A 21923-nucleotide genomic window follows, 5' to 3' on the forward strand; every position below is an offset into this window, starting at 1 on the left:
AGACGCACACACTTGAGCAAACGCTCGTCAGCATGATATGCATTAACAGTTACGCCTGACGACCATAGCACGCGTGAACCACCTGATCCCTTGCCGAACTCAGCAGTGAAACCGCTTAGCGCCGATGGTAGTGTGGGGTCTCCCCATGCGAGAGTAGGTCATCGTCAGGCACCTATTCAACGAAGAACCCAGCCACCCGGCTGGGTTTTTTGTGTGCGTGGAAGAAAAACACCTCACTCTTACCAATCGATAGGTTGGCCATTCCAATCCCAAAAGGTACCGCTATCATCAGGCGTTCGCTGGGCGATAACTGCCAGCAACTGCTCCGCTACAAATGTGGGCGTGAACAACTTCTCGTGAGGAACCCTTGCTTGAAAGGGTTTGGAGAGTGCCGTGTCGGTGGTGCCTGGATGCAGGCAAAGCACGGTGGATTGCTTATTAAGTCGTTTAAGTTCTATGGATGCTGTCTTAAGCAGCATGTTATGCGCTGCTTTGCTGGCACGATAGCTGTACCAGCCTCCCAACTGATTATCCTCGATTGAGCCAACTCGCGCCGAAAGGCTGGAGATTACTGTCGGATGCGTCCCTTTGAAAGAGTCTTGCAGTGCCGCTAGCAATAAAATCGGCGTAAAAGCATTGATGTTCATTGTTTGGGTTAGGTTTTCGACGCTAAGCTGATCGAGGCGCTTTTCAGGCAACAGCTGTTGCGCCTTATCATGAAGGATGCCAATGGCATTGAAAAGGAAGTGAATGGGTCGGGCAGCTAGCTCTTTTTGAAGTGCCTTTCTACCTTGCTCTTGAGAGACATCAAGCATTAAGTGAGTAAGGCGGGGATCGTCAATTCGTGGTGGTTGGCGGCTAACGGCAATAATGTGACCAACATGCGGAGTAGAGAGTAACTGCTTAATAATGGCAGTGCCTATTCCCCCCGATGCGCCGACAACCATCGCTGTATAATGGTGAGGCAGTAAATTGAACATGATAAGCCTTTGAAATCCCACTGATGAGGGCTTTCATTGAAACGTCATGCAGAGAGTTTGTCGAGAGATTAGATATATTAGGCGGAGGCGTTGATTCTGCCCGGTTGGGCGCTATTACGGCCATCCGGTTTATAAAGCGTTTTTTCTGCAATTTGACGGATATAATCCAGCATTGCTTGGTTATGCTTCATGCGTACGGACAGCATCTGCCCCGTTAGCTCATTCATGCGCGAGGCTCGTTCGCTCTTTTCTAGCAAGCTTTCCCAAGCCGTATGACAGCCTGCATCGTGAGCAGCCGCTCTGGCGCCGTTAGCTCCTTGGGCATAGCCAAGACGCTCTTGTACATTGCGACGCAGGGTCTCGATACGCTCTAGCTCTGCCAATAGTGACTGCTTGTCTAGTGCAACTTGAGATAGTGCATCACCGTCAATGTCACCTTGCGTCAATAAATTTTGCTCGCTGGACAACAACGAAATAAGAGAATCAAGGCGCTGTTGTTGATTGGTAAGCAAGGATGCAAGGCTCATTTACAGGCTCCCCTTATAAATCTTTAAGATTGGCAATTAGGCCCTCGGCGATACGGTCCGCGTTCATTTCAAGGCGGCCCTCGCGAATGGCGTCGCGTATCTCTTCAACTTTTGCGCTATCGATATCTTGAGATTCATCGATGCTAGATTGGCTCAGTTGAGTAGATTCACGTGTTGTGCCACCCGGTGTAGCGGGTGTAACGCTGTTAGCTTTTTGCGTTTCGTCGCGCTGCTGAGCCTGGTTAGAGCGTAACAGCGGATTAATGTTATCAATATTCACGTCGTCTGCCTCATCGTCAGCGTCGATGCGCTTTGCGTTTAGTATAGCTTGTATAAAGATAACTATCGGCAGTGCTGGGTATAACTTTAGGCGTCACGCTAAAAATCCACTACCAAAATACCTCGTTCAGCGACACGAGCAGTCAAGATTTCTCGTGAACCAAAACGGACTCTAACTTGCTCACCAAGAGCGCCATTTTCAAGCGCTTCGCCTTCACGAGAAACGCGAAAAGCTGAGCCTTGAGCTATGACAGTGACGCGCTGACCACGTTCAACTAAATGAGGCGCTTGTAAATAATGGGCTAAAAAGGCGCTGCCACTGCGAATGGGGCGCTGAGCTATTTTGCCCACGATATCTTCTTCGGCTGTCAGCGCTTGAGCTGACAGGTCACCAAGGTTGCCACCGCGTTCATTGAGCATGTTTGACGTTATCAGTGTGCCCCGCTCAATGTCTCTTGCTGCCACCACATAATTACCAATGACATCAATTTGGGCCTGCAAGTAGCGGACTTGTCGGCTGTCTTCACCGCAACGTACCCCAACGGACACACGGCCCAAGGGGGCTTGATTAGCATTGGGTAAAAAAGGTTCCGGCTGGATGCATTCCGGCAAATGTGGGGACGGTGGCCGTAGATCAATCACCACTTCTTCGCCTAATGCTTGCGTCTCTTCGTACAGAAATTGATGCACTTGTTGGAGAAGATTGTCGTCATCAGCCTGAGCCTTGGTTAGAGCAGTCACGCATAGGATGGTCAAGAAGAGGACCACTTGCCAGTAGCGAAGCGTGCTTGGCTTAATAAAGCGCTGTCGTAGCATGAGGGGAGGCCACTTACTTGGGAGCGAAGGAAGGAGAGCAACGAGAAGGGTTCATCGCTCAGTCTAGCGAAAAGGCAGTAGCCGTATCACGCGAAATGCTGGCAGAAACGACAGCTGTTCCATGCTTTAGGCTGACAGCTCCAGACGTATTCTTCATCATCAACAAAATCCATTTTATTTTTTGCCTCAAAGCGAGGGTCGGCATGATTGATCAACTGGAATCTGCCTTTAATTTTCATCAGCAAGCAGTCGGGTTACGTCAAGCGCGTCACGAGGTGTTAGCGGCTAATATCGCCAATGCCGATACGCCTAACTATAAAGCGCGTGACATCGATTTTGCTAGTGAGCTGAAAAAAGCAGTAGACGGTACTCAGAATGCATCCAGTAATACCGGCGGTGGTCTGACGTTGGCGCGCACCACTGGTAGCCATATTGCTGGAGAAGGCCCCGCATGGCGTGGAGCGGGCAACGCCGATTTACTTTACCGCATTCCTGACCAACCTAGTTTGGATGGAAATACGGTTGATATGGATCGTGAGCGCACGCAATTTGCTGATAACGCTGTTCGTTATCAAGTCGGACTCACAATGCTCAACAGCCGTATTCAAGGGCTGAAAAATGCCATGCAGCCCGAATAACCAGACCAAATTAGTGAGGAGTTAATAAACGATGTCGATGTTCTCTACGTTTGATATTGCCGGTTCGGCAATGAGCGCCCAGTCCCAGCGGATGAACGTTACCGCTAGCAATATGGCCAATGCCGACAGCGTGGCCGGGCCTGATGGCGAAACCTATCGAGCGAAACAGGTCATGTTTGAGACTCAGGCACAAGGCAACCGCTATGGCGTTGGCGGTGTGCGTGTTACCGAGGTGGTGGAAGACGATTCGCCTCTGCGCATGGAGTATATGCCCAGCCATCCGGCAGCTGATGAAGAGGGCTATGTAGCAAAGCCCAACGTTGAGCCAGTGCATGAAATGGTCAATATGATTTCTGCCTCGCGCTCTTATCAAGCCAACGTTGAAGTATTTAATACCAGTAAGCAGATGCTGATGCAGACGCTGTCGCTGGGTGAGGGATAAGCCATGAATGTCGATACGAGTGTATTGAATAGCGTAAATGGCAGCGGCGCTAATGGTCTCTCTGCCCGTCAATCCGATGAGCTGCGTGAAAGCTTTATGACGCTGCTTATCACCCAGCTACAGAATCAAGACCCGCTTAAGCCGATGGAAAATTCGGAGATGACCTCGCAGTTAGCGCAAATTAATACGGTCAGCGGCATTGAAGAGCTGAATAGCACGCTAGAAGGCATCACCAGCCAAATGGATGCCAATCAGGCGCTGCAAGCAAGCGGCCTAATCGGCAAAGGTGTCATGGTACCTGGCAAGGATGTTTTATTAGAAAAGGATGACGACGGGAATTCTTACACCACACCCTTTGGTATAGAGCTGGCCAAACCGGTGGCGAATGTAAAAGCGACCATAGTGGGACAAGGTGGCCAAGTCATTGCACGGCTTGATCTGAAGTCGTTGGATGCAGGTGTCCATTCTTTCGAGTGGGACGGGCTCAATGAGCAGAAAGAGGCGGTTGCCAGCGGACGATATTCGGTGCAGTTAGAGGCAACCGATGCTCAAGGTGAAAAAATTGAATCTACGGCCTTACAGTACGCAGTGGTCAACCGGGTAACGCCTAATGATGGCAGTGGCAACGTTCGGCTCGATCTAGGCGCTATTTACGGCCAGATCAGTCTGAATGACGTTAAGCAAATTCTTTAACTATTAATTAATCCAAGTATTTGATTAAACACAGCTTTCTTAGGGGAACATTATGAGTTTTTCACAAGCACTCAGTGGCCTAAACGCTCAGCAACAAAAACTAGGTGCCGTTGGTAACAACATCGCCAACTCGCAAACGGTCGGTTTTAAGAGTTCAAACGTACAATTTGCCGATGTATACGCCCAGTCCCGTGTAGGGCTTGGGGTTCGCACCTCGACCGTGCAGCAGAACTTTGGACAAGGCAATATTGAGTCCACAAACCGCAATTTAGACTTAGCCATTGCCGGGGAAGGCTTCTTCCGCTTTCAGCAGCCCAATGGCGAAGTAGGCTATTCACGTAATGGACAGCTGACCATGACGGCTGATGGACGCTTAGTGAACGCCCAGGGAGCCCAGATTATGGGTTACTCAGCTGATGCAAATGGCAATGTGCAAGCGGGTGGCCAGGTAGCAGGGCTAACAGTTGACTCAGATGCACTGCCTGCTCGAGCAACAACCGCTGTCGAAAATGTACTGAATTTGGATTCTCGTGAACAAGTAGGCGAAGATCTCGACACGGTTGAAGTTAATGGACAAGAAATCGATTTCCACTTCTCGACGAATTTTACTGTCTATGACTCATTAGGTAATCCATTTAATAATACGGTTTACTATGAAAAAGTTGGCAGCCCGGATGGCACTAATCAAAATGTTTGGGAGGCAAAAGTTGTAGCTGGGAATGAGTACAATCCAGAGAATAATTTCTTAGTTGAGTTTAGTGAAAATGGTACGCTAAATTCAGTCCGTGAAATAACTGCTCAATACCTGACGGCGCAAGACAACCTTAATATCGAACAGTCAGATTTTAATGCTTCCCAAACCGCATTAAGTAGTCAAATTGGCCAAATTCGTGAGCAATTTGACGCAGCTAAAGCTTATTTAGACGGTTTAGTTTCCTCAGGCGACGTAGATGATAGTATTGCTCTAATATCAGACTTGAAGGTTGCAATCGGAAATGTTGAGTCAGTTTTAGTTGCAGCAGAGTCAGCAGTAACCAATGGAAGCGAAGTTCCTGATTTGTCAGCTAGTTTAACGGGTCTGACTGATGCAAGTGATGCTGCTGATGCTGTTCCAAACTTTGAAAGAACAGTATTTGATGGCAGCTTGACTGATGCTGCAGGCGATCCTGCAGGTCCTGCAATTGATTTGTTGGCTAATATTGATGGCTATAATGACAGTGCTGAAGATGTGGAGCAGGCTGAAGCCGCGTTATTAGCGGCATACAATGCACTGCCCGCGCAAGATAGTCAGACTGAAATCTCATTAGCTATTAATAGCGGCGCGGCTTCACCTCTTACCTATAGCTATGACCTTGCTGGTACAACACAGTTTGGTAATGGTTCAACCGCCACCGATTCAGATCAAGATGGTTATACTTCCGGTGCTTTGGTAGGAATCACTATCGAAGATGATGGCACCGTTATGCGTAACTACTCTAATGAGCAGTCGTTAGCTGCGGGCCAGATAGCACTGGTGAGCTTTCGTAACCCTGAAGGTCTAAAGCCTGATGGCGATAACCTGTGGACCGCTACTGCTGCTTCCGGCCAAGAGTTGGTCGGGGTGGCGGGTACTGGTTTGCGCGGCTTAATTGAGGCGAGTGCGGTTGAAACCTCCAATGTCGATATGGCGCGCGAGCTGGTGGACATGATTGTTGCACAGCGTGCGTATCAGGCTAACTCGCAGACTATCAGTACCCAGGACGAGCTCCTGCAGACCATTATTAACCTTTAATGATCGGTCATTTGGGTAAGGAGTAAGTACCGTGGATCGAATGCTCTATACCGCCATGAGTGGTGCCAAAAACAGTATGGACCAGCAATCGGTGGTGAGTAATAACCTATCGAATGTGGGCACCACCGGTTTTCGTGCACAGCTACAGGCGGCTCGCTCCGTTCCCGTGCAGGGCGATGCGTTACTGGCAACGCGCACCTCAGCGGTGACGACGACGCCCGGCAGCGATTTTTCCCAGGGCCCCGTTGAATATACGGGGCGCACCCTTGATGTCGCGATGCAAGACGACGCATGGATGGCGGTGCAAGCGGATGACGGTACCGAAACCTATACACGGCGTGGCGATCTGCAGATCGATAGCGATGGCGTTCTGCTCAACGTTGGGCGTCCAGTGATGGGCGAAGGTGGCCCTATTGCGGTACCTCAGGGCGCACAGGTCTCCATCGGTGCCGACGGGACAATTAGCGCCATTCCCGAAGGCGTTGGGCCAGAAGCATTGGTTGAGGTTGGCCGTATTAAATTAGTGACGCCTGAAGAGGGAGCGCTAACGCGCGGTGAGGACGGCCTATTTCGTGCGCCACCGAACGATGAAGGTGAGCCCGGTGCTTTGCCCGTTGATCAGAATGCCAAGTTAGTTAGCGGCGCGCTTGAGGGCAGCAACGTTAGCGCCGTTGATGCCATGGTCTCGATGATCGATGTTGCGCGTCGATACGATATGCAGATGAAAGTGCTAAGTACCGCTGACGAAAATGCCCAGCGCGCCAACGGCATTCTATCTATTCAAGGTTGATGTTGGCCATTTAAAGCTGATGTGAGTCAGTCGGTCAAGGGAGCATAATTATGATTAAGTCGTTGTGGACAGCTAAAACAGGCTTGGAATCTCAGCAAACCAAGCTGGACGTTATTTCAAATAACCTGGCCAACGTGAGTACCAATGGCTTCAAACGCTCACGCCCGGTGTTTGAAGACCTGTTATACCAAAACATGCGTCAGCCAGGGGCCCAGAACAATATTCAGGATCGCCTGCCATCCGGTATGCAGGTGGGTACCGGGGTGCGCGCCGTGGCTACTGAGCGCCTGCATACACAAGGTGGGTTAGAGCAGACTGAAAACTCACGCGATCTTGCGATCAATGGCGAAGGTTTTTTTCAGGTACTGATGCCAGACGGTACAACGGGTTATACCCGAGACGGTAGTTTTCAGTTAAATGAAAATGGCCAAATGGTAACCGCCAACGGCTATCCCGTTGAGCCTGCCATTTTTCTACCCGAAAATGCGCTGTCTGTGAATGTGGGTGAAGATGGCACGGTGAGCGTTCGCCAGCCAGGCGTTGCACAGGATAATGAGGTGGGGCAAATCACCGTCAGCACCTTTATTAATCCAGCTGGTCTTCAGAGTATTGGTGGCAACCTCTACCTGGAAACGGGAGCCTCCGGGGCACCCAATGAGAATATGCCGGGTATGAATGGCGCGGGTCGCCTGTTCCAGGGCTATGTGGAAACGTCGAACGTCAATGTGGTTGAAGAAATGGTCAATATGATTCAGACCCAGCGCGCCTATGAAATTAATAGCAAAGCGGTGTCCACCAGCGATGAAATGTTGGCACGTTTGAGCCAGCTGTAACGGTTGTTACTCATCGGGCTTATCTTATAGGTTGCGTTATGCTGGAGTTGCACCACATGTCACGTCGTATTGCGCTAGCGGGGCTGGTGCTTTTAATGCTAGTTGTTGCCGGGTGCGCTCAGATTCCAAGAGCCTCTGTCGTAGGCGAACAAGAGCAGATCAGTATTGTTGATCGCCCACCCCCCATCCCCAATGGCTCTATTTATCAGGCCAGGCAAGGCTATCAGCCGCTCTTTGAAGATCGCCGACCGCGTTCGATTGGCGATATTTTGACGATTTTGCTGGATGAAGAAGTTAGCGCGAGCAAAAACTCGCAGTCCAATGCAGGGCGTAGCGGTAGCGCCGGCCTTAACCTTGCCCAGCTCCCGGATGCACTCGAAACACTTGCAGAATATGGTTTCGACGTTTCTGGGGAAAACGATTTTACGGGCAGCGGTGGGTCACAGGCCAATAACTCCTTTACCGGCACCATCACGGTATCGGTATTAGAGGTAATGAATAACGGTAATTTACGTGTGCGTGGCGAGAAACAAATTGCCATCAATCAGGGCACGGAGTTTATTCGTTTTTCCGGCGTCGTTAATCCGCGCACGATCACCGCCCAAAATACCGTGCCTTCCACCCAGGTGGCGGACGCGCGAATTGAGTATGTGGGTGACGGTTATATTAACGAAGCGCAGCACATGGGTTGGCTACAACGTTTCTTCTTAAACGTCTCGCCATTCTAGCCCCTATTTGGAGCTATCAATGTTAAAGCGACCAATAACACTGTTACGACGGGCAATAGCGATGCGGTTAAGTGGTTATCGAACAATCAACACCTGGTTTATTCAGTTAGGTGTTTTGGTGCTGATGTGTTTATTGGCTTTTCCTGCCCACGCAGAGCGTATTCGTGAGTTGGCCGGGTTTGCCGGTGTCCGCGATAACCAGCTGGTGGGCTATGGCTTAGTGGTTGGCCTTGACAGTACCGGTGACCAAACAACTCAAGCGCCTTTCACCAGCCAAAGTCTGATCAATATGCTTTCCCAGCTTGGGGTGACTGTGCCTGCAGGAACGAACTTACAACTGCGTAACGTAGCTGCAGTGATGGTAACAGCTAATCTCCCACCGTTTTCAAGGCCGGGTCAGCGGTTGGATATAGTGGTTTCGTCGATTGCCAATGCGCGTAGTTTGCGAGGCGGTACGCTGTTAATGACACCTTTAAAAGGCGCCGACGGTGATACCTATGCTATTGCCCAGGGCAACATGTTGGTAGGTGGCGCAGGCGCCCAAGCGGGAGGCAGCAGCGTGCAGATCAATCAGCAGGCTTCGGGGCGTATTCCCAATGGTGCCCTGGTTGAAAGGGAAGTGCCGCTCAACCTGGGCGGTAACGGTGGCATGCTTGAATTGCAGCTTAACGATTCCGATTTTGGCACCGTTCAGCGTATGGTCACAGCTATTAATAATGAGTTTGGCCAGTCAGTTGCCTATGCGCGTAATGGACGAGTAATCGCCCTGGATGGCCCTGTGGATGACAACGCGCGCGTCAACTTTATGGCGCGCGTTGAAAACGTTCAGGTGACGCCCACAGAGGCACCCGCGCGTGTTGTGCTGAATTCACGTACCGGCTCGGTAGTGATGAACAGTGCCGTCACATTGCGAGAGGCGGCGGTGGCCCATGGCAGCCTGTCGATCATGATCGATACCCAGTTTGGCGTTAGTCAGCCTAATCCCTTTGGAGAGGGTGAGACGGTCGTGGTACCCGACGCGGATATTGATATTGAGCAGCAAGAGGCTTACCTGCAAATCGTAGAGGGCGCGCAGCTCAACGAAGTGGTCAATGCATTGAATGCGCTAGGCGCTACACCTCAAGACTTGATGTCGATTCTGGAAGCGTTAAAAGCGTCGGGTTCACTGCGTGCTGAGCTGGAGGTTATTTAATGAGCGCGAGTGATATGACCAATCAGTTCGCCCTGGATATGAATGGCTTTCAGCGGCTGCAACATACCGCACGAGTTGACCCCGAAGCTGGCGTGAATGGCGCAGCCCAGCAGTTTGAAGCGCTGTTTATTCAGATGATGATGAAGAGTATGCGCGACGCGACGCCCAGTTCAGGATTGATGAACAGCAGTGCGACGGATACCTATCAGTCGATGCTGGATCAACAGTGGTCACAGGTAATGGCTTCGCGTGGAATGGGTCTTGCTGATGTCCTCGTTGAGCAGTTGGAGCGCCAAGGGGCCATCTCAAAAGCGCAGCCAGATGCCGATCAAGAGCTACAAGCTTTAATAGCAGGGATTCCCCGTGGCACCCCCCGTGTGCTTGACGATTCATTTGCAGCTAATGCTGACAGGATTGACACCACAAATACGCAGGACAGCGGTCAATTCTTAACCGAGCTAGAGGCCATTCGCCAGGGCGTCGAGAAGGGTAATACAGTAGATGAATCCGAGCTAAGCCAGCGTGAGCAGACGGCCTTAGGTCACGTAGATCAATTCATTCAAACGCTAGCGGCTCCAGCCCAAGCGGCCAGTGCGACTACCGGTGTTCCCGCGGAACTTATTTTAGCCCAGGCAGCGTTGGAAACAGGCTGGGGCCGCCATGAAATCGCAACTCGTAGCGGTGCTAATAGCCACAATCTATTTGGCATTAAAGCGGGCAGCCAGTGGCAGGGCGAAACAACCGATATTGTGACCCACGAATATATCAACGGGCGACGAACGCAGGTGGTCGACACCTTCCGTGTCTACGACTCGTTTGAGCATGCCTTTACCGACTATGCTGGCTTAATCGGCAATAACCCCCGCTATGCCGGTGTGGTTCAGGCGCCTACCGCAGAGCAGGCAGCACGTGAACTGCAGTCAGGCGGGTATGCTACTGACCCACTCTACGCGGAGAAATTAGTCGCGGTGATGAATACCATGGGGCCACTTAACGCTGACGGCAATTTCTTAGCCGATTCGCGTTAGCCCTTTCCTCAAGTTTTTCTGCGCAGTGCCGATACTTAAAGAAGATATAGGTATCGGCCTAAGGAATTGAACCATGAGCATGTTTTCGATCGGCTTAAGCGGCCTCAATGCCGCGCAGAATGCCCTGAATACAAGCAGTAATAATATCAGTAATGTCTATACGCCTGGCTATAACCGAGAGTTGGCCCAGTTGGGTGAAGGTCGTGTCGGTGGCGGGGTTCGTGTCAATGATATAGAGCGCCAGTTCAATACGTATGTGGCTGACCAGTTAAATAGTGCCAAAACACAGTCAAGTGCTTTAAACACTTACAATAATCAGGTAACGCAAATCGATAACCTGTTAGCCGATCGTGAGGCAGGCCTAGCTCCTCTGATGCAGGGGTTCTTCTCATCGCTGGAAGATTTAGCTAGCTCGCCTTCTGATCCGGCCGCTCGGCAGGGTGTACTGGGTCAAGCCAATACGCTGAGTTCACAGTTCCGCTCTTTTGATGGCTACCTGCAAGATATGCAGAGCAATATCAATAGCCAGATCAATGATGAAATTACCCAGATCAATAATACTACGGAGCAGATCGCTGGTATAAACAAAGAGATAGCTCTGGCACGTGCCCGGACTGGCGAGGCGCCCAATAGTTTGCTCAACCAGCGCGATCTCATGGTTTCCGAGCTCAATGAGCGTATGGATTTGCGCCTGAATGTTCAGGATGGCAAAACCTATAACATTAGCTTACCCAATGGTCAGCCGCTAGTAGCGGGCACGGACTCGTTTCAACTCGAAGCGATGCAATCAGATACTGATCCCCAGCGTACAGTGGTAGGTTACCGCGATGGGGGAGGCAATTTAGGTCAATTAGACGAATCGACGATTACGGGCGGGGCATTAGGTGGATTAATGACCTTCCGCTCGGAGACCCTGGATAAAACCCAGAATCAAATTGGTCAATTAGCTGTCTCGCTCTCGGTGGCGTTTAACGAGCAGCATAAGAAAGGCGTAGACCTTAATGGTGAGCAGGGCGGAGACTTTTTTACCGTGCGCTCGCCTCAGACTTATAGTAATGAGAATAATAATGGCACGGCCGTCATTAAGTCTGCAGAGTTTGATACTGAAACTATTGGTCAGCTTCGCGCGACAGATTACACCGTGCGTTTTGAAGGTGGCACGCCTACGGTCACACGTAACGACAATGGCGTGGCATTAGAAGATGACGCCGTTGAGTGGGATGCTGGCGCCGGAGAGCTCACTTTCGGTGGGGTTTCGCTCAGCTTTAGCGGCACAACGAGTAATGGCGATCGCTTTGAAATTCAGCCTGTTCGTCGTGCCGGTAATGGTATGGATTTGAACATTTCTGATGTAGACAAGATTGCGGCGGGTGACGCAGGTTTTATTAATGTAGGAAATGATACCGGTAACTCGTTCGAACGTGAGGGTGATTTAAACGTTAGCAGTTTAGGTATATCTTCTGGCGCTTTCGCCGATAACAGAAAATATCAATTTGAGGTGGATTCGGACGGCAAGCTGACAGTGACACCAGCAACATCGATTACGGTTGGAGGCGCGGCTTTTGATCCGTCTGACGACGAGTTGCTTCCTGGACAAGCTGTTGTTGTTGATGGCATCAGTTTTACGATTGATGCCCTCCCGGAAGCAGGCGAAACGTCGTCATTAACAGTTAACCAGACTATTTTCGCCACTGGCGATAATCGCAACGCTTTGGCACTGCAAAACCTGCAGGCCGAGTCGAAAGTAGGTGGTAGCGCCACCTTTACCGGTGCCTATGCCTCAATGGTCAGTGATGTGGGTAATCGTACTAATATTACACAAGTGAACTTGGATGCTAGGCAGGGGCTTACGGATCAGCTGACCGCTGTGCAACAGTCCGAGTCTGGGGTTAATTTAGACGAGGAAGCCGCTAACTTAATCCGTTACCAACAGTACTATCAGGCCAATGCGCGTGTAATTGACACCGCAGGAACGCTGATGGATACCATCTTGAACCTGCGCGGTTAATTCGGGAGCTTAAGTTATGCGTATTAGTACCGTTACCATGTTCGAGCAAAGCACGGCGTCTATGAACCGCCAGCAAAGCGATTTGATGAAAGTTAGTCAGCAGATCGCCAGTGGCCGACGCGTGGTTAACCCATCAGACGACCCCCAGGCCGCCTCGCGGGCGGTTGGTGTAGATCAGGCAAAGGCGGTTACGGAACAATATTCAGATTCTCGCGTATCGGCGCGTAATTCGCTATCGCAGACTGAAAGTATCTTGAACAGTGTAAGTGATGCGGTGACCAGCGCGAAAACGCTTTTGATCCAGGCCTCGAGTGACACTTTGAGTGATGTCGATCGCGAATCAATTGCCAGCGAGCTTAAAGGCGTTTACGAAACGATGCTGGGTCAGGCCAATGCTACAGATGGTAATGGTCGCTATCTGTTTGGCGGCTATAAAGATAATGCCCCACCGTTTGTTAAGTCAGCCGATGGCAGCGTGGAGTATAAAGGCGACAGTAATGTACGCGAGCAGCGTGTGGATGCCTCGCGGTTGATACCGGCTAATGATAATGGCGAGACTATCTTCAAGAGCGTACCTAGCGGTGCGGGCTATATAGCTGAATCTGTTAAGACTGATGGCCAGGGAATGCGTCTAACTGCTGACGAGGCTAGAAACGATGGCACCGTAACATTCACCGGTCCGCAGGTATCTGATGTCAATGCCGAGGGCTATGGTGAAAATTACCGCATAGTGTTTACTGAAAATCCAGATGCCGACAGCGGTTTTGATTACCAAGTTCAGCGTTTTGAAGAAGATGCTTGGCTAACAGACGAAGGCAGTTTGGTATCTGAAGGTGAATATACGGGAGCAGGTCAGCAGCTATCCTTTGGTGGTATTAATATTACGTTAGAAGGTGAGCCAGCTGAAGAGGATGAAATTCTAGTGGCTCAGTCTGGTGGGGACGTGCGTGGTGCTGATCTTTTTCGTACCATGGAAGAAGCCATTCGCGTATTGGAAAACCCCGCTGATGATGCCACCAAAAAAGCTGACCTGCGCAATACCCTAAACACTGCCATGCGCGATCTGGACAATAGCCTAGATAACGTTCTAACCGTACGCGCTTCGGCTGGGGCTCGCTTGAATGAACTTGATGTGATTGATGCGGTAGGTGGTAATCGTATGCTTAACTATGAGCAGACGCTATCCGATTTAGTAGACCTTGATTACGCAGAAGCAATTTCTGAGTACAGCTTACGCCAAGTAGGCATGCAGGCAGCGCAAAAAGCATTCGTGGATATTAAAGGCTTATCGTTATTTAACTATATGTAACGAGCATCTAGCTCTTACACGTTTTACTAAAATCCCCATGCTTTTTATTAAACCTGGGGATTTTAGTTTAAAGGAGCCATTGTTTCGATTAGCCCTTGCATAAATCCCAGCCCCTGGGTAAATAACCGCTGCAAAAAACGATTAATGTCGGTCATCAATACCATCATTAATATGAGGCCCACGATGAGAGAGGTAGGGAAGCCGATATTAAATACCGTGAGCTGCGGAGCCGAACGGTTCAGGATGCCCAGTGCCAGGTTGATGGTCAGCAGTGAGCCCACCAGCGGTAACGCCAATAACATACCCGAGGCAAAAATTGTTCCCGCATAGCGGGCGAGCAACTCAAATGCCCCTGGGTTAAAGGTACCAATCCCAATAGGCAGCGTTTGGAAGCTCATGATCAGGGTTTCAAGCACCATCAGGTGGCCATTCATCGCCAAAAACATGAGCAGGGTGATCATATAGAGAATACGTGATAGCACCATAATATTGGTGCCGCTCGACGTATCAAAAAAGCTCGCAAACGCCAGACCCATTTGCAGGCCGATAAAATCCCCCGCGGCTTGAACAACCGCAAACATGATGTGCATAACGAGACCCATCGCTAAGCCGATTAGGATCTGTTCGATCATCACTCCGACCCCAGCCCATGACATGATGGCGATATCAGGCATGGCCGGTAAAATCGGCGCAATGACAATGGCAATTAGGGCAGCAAGGCCCACTTTAGCTTGGTTAGGAACGCTAGAGTGACCCCACAGAGGTGAGGCCGCCATGAAGGCAGTAATACGCGCAAACGGCCATAAGAAAGCCACCAACCACCCCTGCAGTTGTGCGAAAGTGACTTCCACCATAGCGCTACATCACCATGCTAGGGATGTTGGTAAATAGGCGGTGAGTAAAGTCGGTAATCAATCCAATAAGCCAGGGGCCAGCTAATACCAGTACCGCGAACACCGCTAGAATTTTAGGAATAAAGGTTAGCGTCATTTCATTTATCTGGGTCGCGGCTTGAAACAAGCTGATGATAAGACCGGTGAATAGCGCCGCAAGCAGCATGGGACCAGCAAGGAGAAGCGTTACACGCATACCTTGGTAAGCAATGCTCATCACCATTTCAGGGGTCATAGCTGTGATCCTCTGTGTCGTATAAACGACGTGTCATATAAAACGACGCGACCTACTCAAGCAATAAAGCTATCTCTATGAAGCGCTATATCATGTAAAAGCTTTCTGCCATCGAGCCAATAATAAGCTGCCAGCCATCAACTAAAATGAAAAGCATTAGCTTAAAAGGTAACGAAATAGTAATGGGTGGAACCATCATCATACCCAGCGCCATCAGGGTACTGGCTACTACTAGGTCGATGATTAAAAATGGGATAAAAATAGTGAAGCCAATTTGAAACGCTGTTTTAAGCTCGCTAGTGACGTAAGCCGGCAATAACACTCGCATAGGTAACTCTTCCGGACCTTGCATTGGCCCTATATCCGCCAAGCGAACGAACAGGGCCAGGTCAGGCTCGCGGGTTTGGGCAAGCATGAATTCGCGAAATGGCTGCTGGGCAAGTAGCAAAAATTCTTCAAAATTAATCGATTCATTAGTCAGCGGTACCCACGCGTTGTCATACACCTGTGCCAATACTGGCGACATGATAAAAAAAGTTAAAAATAGCGCTATCCCCAAGAGCACTTGGTTGGGCGGGGTTGCCTGGGTGCCCATTGCCGTACGTAATAGGCTAAGCACAATGATGATACGCGTGAAGCTTGTCATCATTAGCAGCATGGAAGGTAAAAACGCTAGCGAGCTTAGAAAGAGCAGTGTTTGCAGCGAAAGCGACCACTGCTGTCCGCCGTCTTCTAGCGGCTGCGAAATAATGCCGGGGATCTGTTGTGCATGCACTGGGCCTGCTATAAAGCACGCGACAACAATAGCCAGCCACAGTGAGAGCGGCTTAGCCATTTTGCTCTTCAAAACAATGCTCTTAAAAGCACAGGGCCAAGAAAGGTGCATCCATTGCCTCATGGCGTGTGATGTGGGTCGGTGGGCGCGGATGCATCACGGCGGCGGCCTGCAGCTAGCGCTTTTGATAGGCGACGCGAAAAGCGTGAGGAAGGCGGAGCCGGCGCGGTTGCTGGGGGCGTTTCTGGCGCCGGTCGCTCGTGGAGCTTAGTAATTCGCCCACCGCCCACACCAACGACCAGCCAGGTATCTTCTACTTCGACAATCACAATACGCTCACGATTGCCCACAGCAGTGCTGCCGACAATGCGCAGGTGAGCGCCATGGCGAGTGGTATGGTTGCTCCAGCGCTTTAAAAGCGCCGTGCAGATTAAAATGATCACTATGACTAGGGCTAGAGCCGCGGCTGTCTTGCCTAAAACAGCCATGCCTATCAATGCCTCGCCACCGTTACCTAATGCATCGAGCGATCCATTCTGTGACGCGGGGTTTGCAACGCTCATCGGTTCAATTTATGAATACGTTCAGAAGGCGTGATGATTTCAGTAATACGAATACCGTACTTATCTTCGATCACGACAACTTCGCCTTGAGCAATCAAATAGCCGTTAATCAAGATATCCATTGGCTCACCGGCGAGCCCTTCAAGCTCAATGACAGACCCTTGCGCCAACTCCAGCAACTGCTTAATAGTTAGCTTCGTACGGCCGAGTTCCACGGTGAGTTTCACCGGGATATCCATGATCATCTCTAGCTCACGCGCCTGCGATGAGCCGCTGTCCGGACTCAACGGGCGGAAGATGTCTTCACTCGCTGCTTTCGCTGCAGGTGCTTTTGACTCTGGTGCAGCGGGTGTTTCTTCTTCGCTCTCTTCAGCGGATTCCTGCTCCGCCATCGCGGCTGCCCAAGGATCTTCCTCTTCGCTAGCAGCATCGGCGCTGGATGTAGGCTCTTCTTGCTCGGACATGGCATCCGCCCAATCGTCGTCAGAGACGTTCTGATCAGGCTTATTGGGATCAGTCATGCTTTGGATTCCTTGGCTTTCTGTCGCGTAGACCCTTTAATAAAGTCCTTGGACGATGCGTTATTCATAGCGGCATGGTCAATCATATGTAAGACACGCAGTGCATGCTGTTGACGCTGACTACCGTACTCACACTCCATCACAGGAACCCCATCAACGCTGGCGGTGATAGAGCTCGGAATGTCTAACGGTAGCACGTCGCCTTTCTTCAACCCCATTACATGGGCGATACGGCTGGGTATTTGAGCAAATTCAGCGACCAGTTCTACTTCTGACTGACGTAGCTCACTCGCCATACGGCGCGACCAACTGCCATCTTGGTCGTGGTTACTATCATTGATCGGGTTGGCCAGTAAATCACGCAATGGCTCGATCATGGCGTAAGGCATGCATATCTGAAAATTACTCGATAGGTTGCCGACTTCGATATTGAACTTGGTATTCACCACAATTTCGTTGGGTGAGTTAGTGATGTTGGCAAACTTTGACTGTACTTCTGAGCGCAAAAAACTGACATCTAGCGGATAAACGACTTTCCAGGCCTCTTGATAAGCATCAATGGCGAGATTGAGCAGCCGCTGGATAATGCGCTGTTCGGTATTGGTGAATTCTCGACCGTCCGATTTAGTCACAAAGCGACCGTCACCACCGAAGAGGTTATCAACCACCATAAAAACAAGGTTGGGTGGGAAAACCACGAGAGCTGAACCACGTAACGGCTTCATCGACACGATGTTCAGGTTTGTCGGCACGGGAACATTACGTGAGAACTCGCTAAAGCTTTGGTAACGAACGGACTCTACGGTAATGTCCGCGCTGCGCCGTAATAGGTTGAATAGGCCGTTACGGAAATAGCGCGCAAAGCGCTCATTGATAAAATCTAGCGCGTGCAGGCGCTCGCGAATAACGCGATGCTGAGTCGACGGGTCATAAGGGCGAACGCGAGCTTCATCTTGCGCTTGGGAAGATGAAGCCGAAGGCTCATCATCTCCGCTAACGCCCTTTAACAGGGCATCAATTTCTTCCTGGGACAGTAGATCGTCCTGTGACATGAACGGCTCCAGTTCCCGAGGTTATTGCACAATAAATTCAGTGAATAAAACTTCACGCAAATCAAGCGGCGGCTGATTTTCCGTCAGCGGGACGTTGAGACGATCAACAATCGCTTGTGCAAGCTGCTGCTTACCTTCAGATGAGGTAAGTTCATCAGCCTGCTTGCCGGATAGTAGCATCAACAAACGGCTGCGCACTTGGGGCATGTGTTCTTCTAGAATCGCTTTACTTCTCTCATTACCCACACGCAGAGTCACGCCTGTATAGAGTAAGCGCGAGCCATAGCTGTCATCGGCAAGGTTGACGGTAAAGGGTTCAATACGCATGAAAATAGGCGACTCGAGCTCCATTGCCTGCTGCATTTCTGCGTTTCCAGAACCGTCATTACGCTGATCGATTACCATATATATAGCCACTGCTGCGCCTGCTGACGACAGCAAGACCAGGATAATCATTATCCAGAGTAGTTTTTTTGACCCACCGCTTTGTTCTGCCATTTGCGATTCCTGTGAACTCCATGCGTATCACTAGCAACGTATTATGCCTAACGCGCATGCTGGTGATGAAATGAACAGGCTCATTTGGCAAGCCTATCTTTTGGTTTAGCTATTTAATGCGCGTATTGATATGTGTAGCACAAGAGTAATCATACAAATTCAGGCACCCCCGCTTAAGCATAAAGGTCTACGCGTCCATCCAGTATCAATGGACTGCTGCCAGCGCTTTGTGTTGCTTCATCCAAACCAATATCGCCGCTGTCACCGCCCGCTTCAGTGCCTTGTTGACCGTTTGATTGGGCAAAGCCCTGGGCGTTGGGGTCACGCTGTTCGCCAACCGATGTCTCACCTAGCGATATGCCTTGCTCAGCCAGCGCTTCCCTTAGCTGCGGAATCGCTTGTTCGAGCACTTGTCGCACCTGGGCATGGGCTGACAAAAAGTGTGCTTGAGCTCCCTGCTCACCAAATTTTAGTGAGATAGAAAGTGGCCCTAGTTCTGCAGGGTTCAACTGCATTTGGACATGCTGTTCGCCCCCGCGCTGTGAAATCTGCACCAACTGCTGGCTTAGCTGTTGTGGCCAGGCAGGGTTTGTTAAAGGCGTTGTTAAAGTGGCAGCTGTGGGATTGACCGCGGGAGCAAACCCTTGTGCTGAGGGCTGCGAGGGTAACGACCCACCGGCGCTTAAAGAGAATCCAGAGAGTAAGTGCTCACCAGTTGGAGTTCCTTTAGGTGCGCCCTCTACGGTCATTAGAACGCCCATGAGCGCCTCACCACTGATTTGAGAGGCTGCACCGCTAGTGTTAATTTGAGCAAAGAAAGTATCAGGCTGTGGTCTTGGGGCTGCCTGGAGCTCAACAACAGGCGAGCGGGCATCGGCTAATCGAGCCATCTCAGCAGGTAGTGAATTGGTGCCCTGCTGCTGTCCCACCAGGACATTTAGTGCCGAAACAAGCTGCGCAGCTTCCGTTTGATTAATATTTAGCTGTTGGGCAACCGCCTCCAGCGTCGCCGGAGTTATCGGAGACTCCAACTGCGCTTCTGGGCTGCTTTCAGAAAAGGACGCCATCAGTGCAAGACGGCTAGCAATTTCGTCAAGGGGCGTTGATGCCTCTCCACTATTAAGGCCTAGTGTGTCTACGCTGATGTCTGAGTTCGGTAACTGAAGCTGCGCCAGCAGGTCGGATAAGTCGCTCTCACTGACGTCAAGACCCAGGGTTTCAAGTAGAGCGCTCAAATCTTCAACGTCAGCTCCTAACGCGTCTGATAAAAGCGTGCTGAGTGCTTTTAGCTGCCCTTGCTGAAGCGGCGCCTGGGAGGCGCTAGTTTCACTCAGCATCCGCGCTGGTAAACGTTGAGCATCAGACACTTGTGTAAGCGTTTGATGAAATAAACCGCTGGCTGAGTCTGATCGGCTGAAAGCGCCTTGAGACTGCGTCTGAGGCGAACTTTGGCTGACTGAAAGCAACTGGTGAATATTCATGTTCAGTTCCCTGACACCGCTAATGCGGAGTGTCGTTATGCTGACGAGCCGCGCGGCTTGTCACCAGATCATCGTTAGTTTTTTGTTCATGACGCTCACTGCGGCGGTGCTCTTCTAATAGACGACGCGACGCCAGTGTATCGTAGGAAGACAGCTTTCGCTGCTCTTGTTGCCAGTTCTTTTTACTCTGTTCAACGCTTGCCTGTTGAGAGGCTAGCGCCTGGCGGGCACGACTTAGGGCCGCGTCCAAAGAGGCCAGGAACTGTTGATAATTGTACATCGTGGCGGGGTCAATACCGTCACTCATCGCTTTTTGCAAACGCTCGGCGTATTCCGCCCGATAGCTCAACAGCGACTGTAACTGAGCAGTCGTTTGCTGCTCAGTTTGTCGCTCTTGAGCCAGTGTCTTGCCGGCTTGATCGCGGGCGCCTCTGGCTAAGTCGGTCAACATTTCGAGCTGTGAATTGCTCATGCACGTCCTCCTACTAACGCGTGTAGCGCTTGGCGAGCATCGGCAAGCGTCGCACACTCATCAATATTCTGTTGCAGGAAGTTTTCTAACGATGGAAAGCGTTTCACTGCCTCATCAAGCTGTGGGTCATGACCTGGGCTATAGGCTCCCACGCTGATAAGGTCCCGGTTACGCTGGTAGCGCGAGAACAGTTGCTTGAAGACCCGCGCTTCCTGGAGCTGTTCGGGTGAGGCAATTGAAGTCATTGCACGGCTAATCGAGGCTTCAATATCGATTGCCGGATAATGACCTGCTTCGGCTAATGTTCTCGACAACACGATGTGCCCGTCTAAAATGGCCCGAGCAGAATCGGCAATAGGGTCCTGCTGGTCATCGCCCTCCGTTAGAACGGTATAAAATGCCGTAATGGAACCACCGCCACGCTCAGCGTTACCTGCACGCTCCACTAGCCCCGGCAGTTTGGCAAACACCGACGGCGGATAACCTTTAGTAGCAGGTGGCTCACCAATGGCCAGGGCAATTTCCCGCTGTGCCATGGCATAGCGCGTCAGTGAGTCCATAATCAGCAGAACATCGCGACCTTCGTCACGAAAGCCTTCTGCCAGGCGTGTCGCATAAGCAGCACCCTGCAGCCGCTGTAACGGTGAGGTGTCAGCGGGAGCAGCGACCACAACCGCGCGCCGTCGTCCTTCAGGGCCTAAAATATTATCGATAAAGTCCTGTACTTCACGTCCTCGCTCACCAATCAAGCCGACCACAATCACATCGGCCTTGGTGTAACGCGCCATCATGCCTAGCAGCACTGATTTACCTACCCCGGAGCCTGCAAACAGCCCCATTCGCTGCCCTCGGCCTACGCAAAGCAGTGCATTAATAGCGCGAATCCCGACGTCAATTTGCGCATCAATCGGCGCGCGAGAAAGCGGGTTGAGCGGTGGTGAACTGAGTGTTGCCCGGGGTATCTCTTCTACGCTCTCACGATCATCAAGCGGATTACCATTGCCATCCAGGACACGGCCCAGCAGGCTATCACCCATAGGAAAGCGGCGTGCACTGTTGTTGCCGCTCTCATCCAGAGGTGCGACGCGCGCGCCAGGCATCAGCCCAATTACCTCTTCCAAGGGCATCAGGAATAGCTTGTCGCCAGAAAAGCCGACGACCTCTGCTTCAGCATGCCTATCGCTGTCGGTTAAGCGACCGTCGCTGCCTGGCAATTCAATCCGGCAGGCGCTACCCACGGCAACACGAAGACCAACCACCTCAATCACCATACCCGTCGCGCGAATAACGCGGCCGCTATTGCGGTAGCGAGGCAGATGGCTGACACGCTGCTGCGTGCGTCGCAATGCCTTATTCCAACGATGTTGATGGGGACAGGTGGTATCTGCCATAGCGTATC

General features: G+C 51.1%; 25 protein-coding genes and 1 rRNA gene. 12 read left to right on the plus strand and 14 right to left on the minus strand.

Going from position 1 to position 21923, the window contains the following annotated elements; genetic code table 11:
- The first annotated feature begins 54 nt into the window (after positions 1 to 54).
- Positions 55 to 170 (plus strand): 5S ribosomal RNA (rrf, locus tag QHL1GM_RS13300).
- Between the two features lie 69 nt (positions 171 to 239).
- On the opposite strand, the gene QHL1GM_RS13305 is transcribed toward rrf, so the two are convergent.
- From QHL1GM_RS13305 to flgA, 4 genes are all read right to left on the minus strand, one after another.
- Positions 240 to 980, minus strand: coding sequence for an SDR family NAD(P)-dependent oxidoreductase (locus tag QHL1GM_RS13305; RefSeq protein ID WP_071694916.1), 741 nt, complete (start codon positions 978 to 980; stop codon positions 240 to 242).
- Positions 981 to 1057: 77 nt separating this feature from the next.
- Entirely contained in the window at positions 1058 to 1507 is a 450-nt protein-coding gene (locus QHL1GM_RS13310) for a flagella synthesis protein FlgN (protein WP_071694917.1), read from the minus strand.
- Between the two features lie 13 nt (positions 1508 to 1520).
- Positions 1521 to 1787, minus strand: a complete 267-nt coding sequence (gene flgM / locus QHL1GM_RS13315) for a flagellar biosynthesis anti-sigma factor FlgM (RefSeq protein WP_071694918.1) — start codon at positions 1785 to 1787, stop codon at positions 1521 to 1523.
- Positions 1788 to 1885: 98 nt separating this feature from the next.
- The gene (gene flgA / locus QHL1GM_RS13320) at positions 1886 to 2602 is read right to left on the minus strand and encodes a flagellar basal body P-ring formation chaperone FlgA (RefSeq protein WP_071694919.1); all 717 of its coding nucleotides are present in this window, start codon (positions 2600 to 2602) and stop codon (positions 1886 to 1888) included.
- 203 nt (positions 2603 to 2805) lie between these two features.
- On the opposite strand from flgA, the gene flgB reads away from it, so the two are divergent.
- From flgB to flgL, 11 genes are all read left to right on the plus strand, one after another.
- Positions 2806 to 3240, plus strand: a complete 435-nt coding sequence (gene flgB / locus QHL1GM_RS13325) for a flagellar basal body rod protein FlgB (protein ID WP_071694920.1) — start codon at positions 2806 to 2808, stop codon at positions 3238 to 3240.
- Positions 3241 to 3271: 31 nt separating this feature from the next.
- The gene (gene flgC / locus QHL1GM_RS13330; RefSeq protein ID WP_071694921.1) at positions 3272 to 3682 is read left to right on the plus strand and encodes a flagellar basal body rod protein FlgC; all 411 of its coding nucleotides are present in this window, start codon (positions 3272 to 3274) and stop codon (positions 3680 to 3682) included.
- Positions 3683 to 3685: 3 nt separating this feature from the next.
- A complete protein-coding gene (locus QHL1GM_RS13335; protein ID WP_071694922.1) occupies positions 3686 to 4375 on the plus strand; it encodes a flagellar hook assembly protein FlgD in 690 nt (229 codons plus the stop codon).
- A gap of 52 nt (positions 4376 to 4427) precedes the next feature.
- The gene (locus QHL1GM_RS19385) at positions 4428 to 6146 is read left to right on the plus strand and encodes a flagellar hook protein FlgE (protein ID WP_175540385.1); all 1719 of its coding nucleotides are present in this window, start codon (positions 4428 to 4430) and stop codon (positions 6144 to 6146) included.
- Positions 6147 to 6177: 31 nt separating this feature from the next.
- Positions 6178 to 6936: a flagellar basal body rod protein FlgF gene (locus QHL1GM_RS13350; protein ID WP_071694923.1), complete on the plus strand. Its 759-nt coding sequence runs from the start codon at positions 6178 to 6180 to the stop codon at positions 6934 to 6936.
- 50 nt (positions 6937 to 6986) lie between these two features.
- Complete coding sequence (gene flgG / locus QHL1GM_RS13355; protein ID WP_071694924.1) at positions 6987 to 7769, plus strand: flagellar basal-body rod protein FlgG; 783 nt, start codon at positions 6987 to 6989, stop codon at positions 7767 to 7769.
- 38 nt (positions 7770 to 7807) lie between these two features.
- The gene (locus tag QHL1GM_RS13360) at positions 7808 to 8497 is read left to right on the plus strand and encodes a flagellar basal body L-ring protein FlgH (protein WP_071694925.1); all 690 of its coding nucleotides are present in this window, start codon (positions 7808 to 7810) and stop codon (positions 8495 to 8497) included.
- A gap of 61 nt (positions 8498 to 8558) precedes the next feature.
- Entirely contained in the window at positions 8559 to 9689 is a 1131-nt protein-coding gene (locus tag QHL1GM_RS13365; RefSeq protein WP_071694926.1) for a flagellar basal body P-ring protein FlgI, read from the plus strand.
- Positions 9689 to 10717, plus strand: coding sequence for a flagellar assembly peptidoglycan hydrolase FlgJ (gene flgJ, locus QHL1GM_RS13370; protein ID WP_071694927.1), 1029 nt, complete (start codon positions 9689 to 9691; stop codon positions 10715 to 10717). The genes QHL1GM_RS13365 and flgJ overlap by 1 nt, the downstream gene beginning before the upstream one ends.
- A 73-nt stretch (positions 10718 to 10790) precedes the next feature.
- Positions 10791 to 12725: a flagellar hook-associated protein FlgK gene (flgK, locus tag QHL1GM_RS13375; RefSeq protein ID WP_071694928.1), complete on the plus strand. Its 1935-nt coding sequence runs from the start codon at positions 10791 to 10793 to the stop codon at positions 12723 to 12725.
- A gap of 16 nt (positions 12726 to 12741) precedes the next feature.
- The gene (gene flgL / locus QHL1GM_RS13380) at positions 12742 to 14034 is read left to right on the plus strand and encodes a flagellar hook-associated protein FlgL (RefSeq protein WP_071694929.1); all 1293 of its coding nucleotides are present in this window, start codon (positions 12742 to 12744) and stop codon (positions 14032 to 14034) included.
- A gap of 62 nt (positions 14035 to 14096) precedes the next feature.
- On the opposite strand, the gene fliR is transcribed toward flgL, so the two are convergent.
- The 10 genes from fliR to fliI all read right to left on the minus strand — a co-directional run bounded on the left by fliR (position 14097) and on the right by fliI (position 21915).
- Complete coding sequence (gene fliR, locus QHL1GM_RS13385; protein ID WP_007112098.1) at positions 14097 to 14888, minus strand: flagellar biosynthetic protein FliR; 792 nt, start codon at positions 14886 to 14888, stop codon at positions 14097 to 14099.
- Positions 14889 to 14892: 4 nt separating this feature from the next.
- The gene (gene fliQ, locus QHL1GM_RS13390; protein ID WP_027958744.1) at positions 14893 to 15162 is read right to left on the minus strand and encodes a flagellar biosynthesis protein FliQ; all 270 of its coding nucleotides are present in this window, start codon (positions 15160 to 15162) and stop codon (positions 14893 to 14895) included.
- Positions 15163 to 15247: 85 nt separating this feature from the next.
- Positions 15248 to 15979, minus strand: a complete 732-nt coding sequence (gene fliP, locus QHL1GM_RS13395) for a flagellar type III secretion system pore protein FliP (protein WP_368087072.1) — start codon at positions 15977 to 15979, stop codon at positions 15248 to 15250.
- 77 nt (positions 15980 to 16056) lie between these two features.
- Positions 16057 to 16500 (minus strand): flagellar biosynthetic protein FliO, encoded by a 444-nt coding sequence (gene fliO / locus QHL1GM_RS13400; RefSeq protein ID WP_071694930.1) that lies wholly within the window; start codon positions 16498 to 16500, stop codon positions 16057 to 16059.
- Positions 16497 to 17021, minus strand: a complete 525-nt coding sequence (fliN, locus tag QHL1GM_RS13405; RefSeq protein WP_071694931.1) for a flagellar motor switch protein FliN — start codon at positions 17019 to 17021, stop codon at positions 16497 to 16499. The genes fliO and fliN overlap by 4 nt, the downstream gene beginning before the upstream one ends.
- Positions 17018 to 18073: a flagellar motor switch protein FliM gene (fliM, locus tag QHL1GM_RS13410; protein WP_071694932.1), complete on the minus strand. Its 1056-nt coding sequence runs from the start codon at positions 18071 to 18073 to the stop codon at positions 17018 to 17020. Before fliM ends, fliN begins: the two co-directional genes overlap by 4 nt.
- Positions 18074 to 18094: 21 nt before the next feature.
- The gene (gene fliL, locus QHL1GM_RS13415; protein WP_071694933.1) at positions 18095 to 18571 is read right to left on the minus strand and encodes a flagellar basal body-associated protein FliL; all 477 of its coding nucleotides are present in this window, start codon (positions 18569 to 18571) and stop codon (positions 18095 to 18097) included.
- A gap of 173 nt (positions 18572 to 18744) precedes the next feature.
- Positions 18745 to 20052, minus strand: coding sequence for a flagellar hook-length control protein FliK (locus QHL1GM_RS13420; RefSeq protein ID WP_071694934.1), 1308 nt, complete (start codon positions 20050 to 20052; stop codon positions 18745 to 18747).
- Between the two features lie 19 nt (positions 20053 to 20071).
- Complete coding sequence (gene fliJ, locus QHL1GM_RS13425) at positions 20072 to 20524, minus strand: flagellar export protein FliJ (protein ID WP_071694935.1); 453 nt, start codon at positions 20522 to 20524, stop codon at positions 20072 to 20074.
- On the minus strand, positions 20521 to 21915 hold the full coding sequence (gene fliI / locus QHL1GM_RS13430) for a flagellar protein export ATPase FliI (protein WP_071694936.1): 1395 nt from the start codon (positions 21913 to 21915) through the stop codon (positions 20521 to 20523). Before fliI ends, fliJ begins: the two co-directional genes overlap by 4 nt.
- Between the last annotated feature and the right edge of the window lie 8 nt (positions 21916 to 21923).

Source organism: Halomonas sp. QHL1 (assembly GCF_001882345.1).
Taxonomy (GTDB): Bacteria; Pseudomonadota; Gammaproteobacteria; order Pseudomonadales; family Halomonadaceae; genus Vreelandella.

Excerpts from the sequence above, each read along its gene's own strand:
- QHL1GM_RS13305 (WP_071694916.1), bottom strand. The coding sequence starts at position 980 with ATGTTCAATTTACTGCCTCACCATTATACAGCGATGGTTGTCGGCGCA.
- QHL1GM_RS13310 (WP_071694917.1), bottom strand. The coding sequence starts at position 1,507 with ATGAGCCTTGCATCCTTGCTTACCAATCAACAACAGCGCCTTGATTCT.
- flgA (WP_071694919.1), bottom strand. The coding sequence starts at position 2,602 with ATGCTACGACAGCGCTTTATTAAGCCAAGCACGCTTCGCTACTGGCAA.
- flgB (WP_071694920.1), top strand. The coding sequence starts at position 2,806 with ATGATTGATCAACTGGAATCTGCCTTTAATTTTCATCAGCAAGCAGTC.
- flgC (WP_071694921.1), top strand. The coding sequence starts at position 3,272 with ATGTCGATGTTCTCTACGTTTGATATTGCCGGTTCGGCAATGAGCGCC.
- QHL1GM_RS13335 (WP_071694922.1), top strand. The coding sequence starts at position 3,686 with ATGAATGTCGATACGAGTGTATTGAATAGCGTAAATGGCAGCGGCGCT.
- QHL1GM_RS19385 (WP_175540385.1), top strand. The coding sequence starts at position 4,428 with ATGAGTTTTTCACAAGCACTCAGTGGCCTAAACGCTCAGCAACAAAAA.
- flgG (WP_071694924.1), top strand. The coding sequence starts at position 6,987 with ATGATTAAGTCGTTGTGGACAGCTAAAACAGGCTTGGAATCTCAGCAA.
- QHL1GM_RS13360 (WP_071694925.1), top strand. The coding sequence starts at position 7,808 with ATGCTGGAGTTGCACCACATGTCACGTCGTATTGCGCTAGCGGGGCTG.
- QHL1GM_RS13365 (WP_071694926.1), top strand. The coding sequence starts at position 8,559 with ATGCGGTTAAGTGGTTATCGAACAATCAACACCTGGTTTATTCAGTTA.
- flgJ (WP_071694927.1), top strand. The coding sequence starts at position 9,689 with ATGAGCGCGAGTGATATGACCAATCAGTTCGCCCTGGATATGAATGGC.
- flgK (WP_071694928.1), top strand. The coding sequence starts at position 10,791 with ATGAGCATGTTTTCGATCGGCTTAAGCGGCCTCAATGCCGCGCAGAAT.
- flgL (WP_071694929.1), top strand. The coding sequence starts at position 12,742 with ATGCGTATTAGTACCGTTACCATGTTCGAGCAAAGCACGGCGTCTATG.
- fliR (WP_007112098.1), bottom strand. The coding sequence starts at position 14,888 with ATGGTGGAAGTCACTTTCGCACAACTGCAGGGGTGGTTGGTGGCTTTC.
- fliQ (WP_027958744.1), bottom strand. The coding sequence starts at position 15,162 with ATGACCCCTGAAATGGTGATGAGCATTGCTTACCAAGGTATGCGTGTA.
- fliO (WP_071694930.1), bottom strand. The coding sequence starts at position 16,500 with ATGAGCGTTGCAAACCCCGCGTCACAGAATGGATCGCTCGATGCATTA.
- fliN (WP_071694931.1), bottom strand. The coding sequence starts at position 17,021 with ATGACTGATCCCAATAAGCCTGATCAGAACGTCTCTGACGACGATTGG.
- fliM (WP_071694932.1), bottom strand. The coding sequence starts at position 18,073 with ATGTCACAGGACGATCTACTGTCCCAGGAAGAAATTGATGCCCTGTTA.
- fliL (WP_071694933.1), bottom strand. The coding sequence starts at position 18,571 with ATGGCAGAACAAAGCGGTGGGTCAAAAAAACTACTCTGGATAATGATT.
- QHL1GM_RS13420 (WP_071694934.1), bottom strand. The coding sequence starts at position 20,052 with ATGAATATTCACCAGTTGCTTTCAGTCAGCCAAAGTTCGCCTCAGACG.
- fliJ (WP_071694935.1), bottom strand. The coding sequence starts at position 20,524 with ATGAGCAATTCACAGCTCGAAATGTTGACCGACTTAGCCAGAGGCGCC.
- fliI (WP_071694936.1), bottom strand. The coding sequence starts at position 21,915 with ATGGCAGATACCACCTGTCCCCATCAACATCGTTGGAATAAGGCATTG.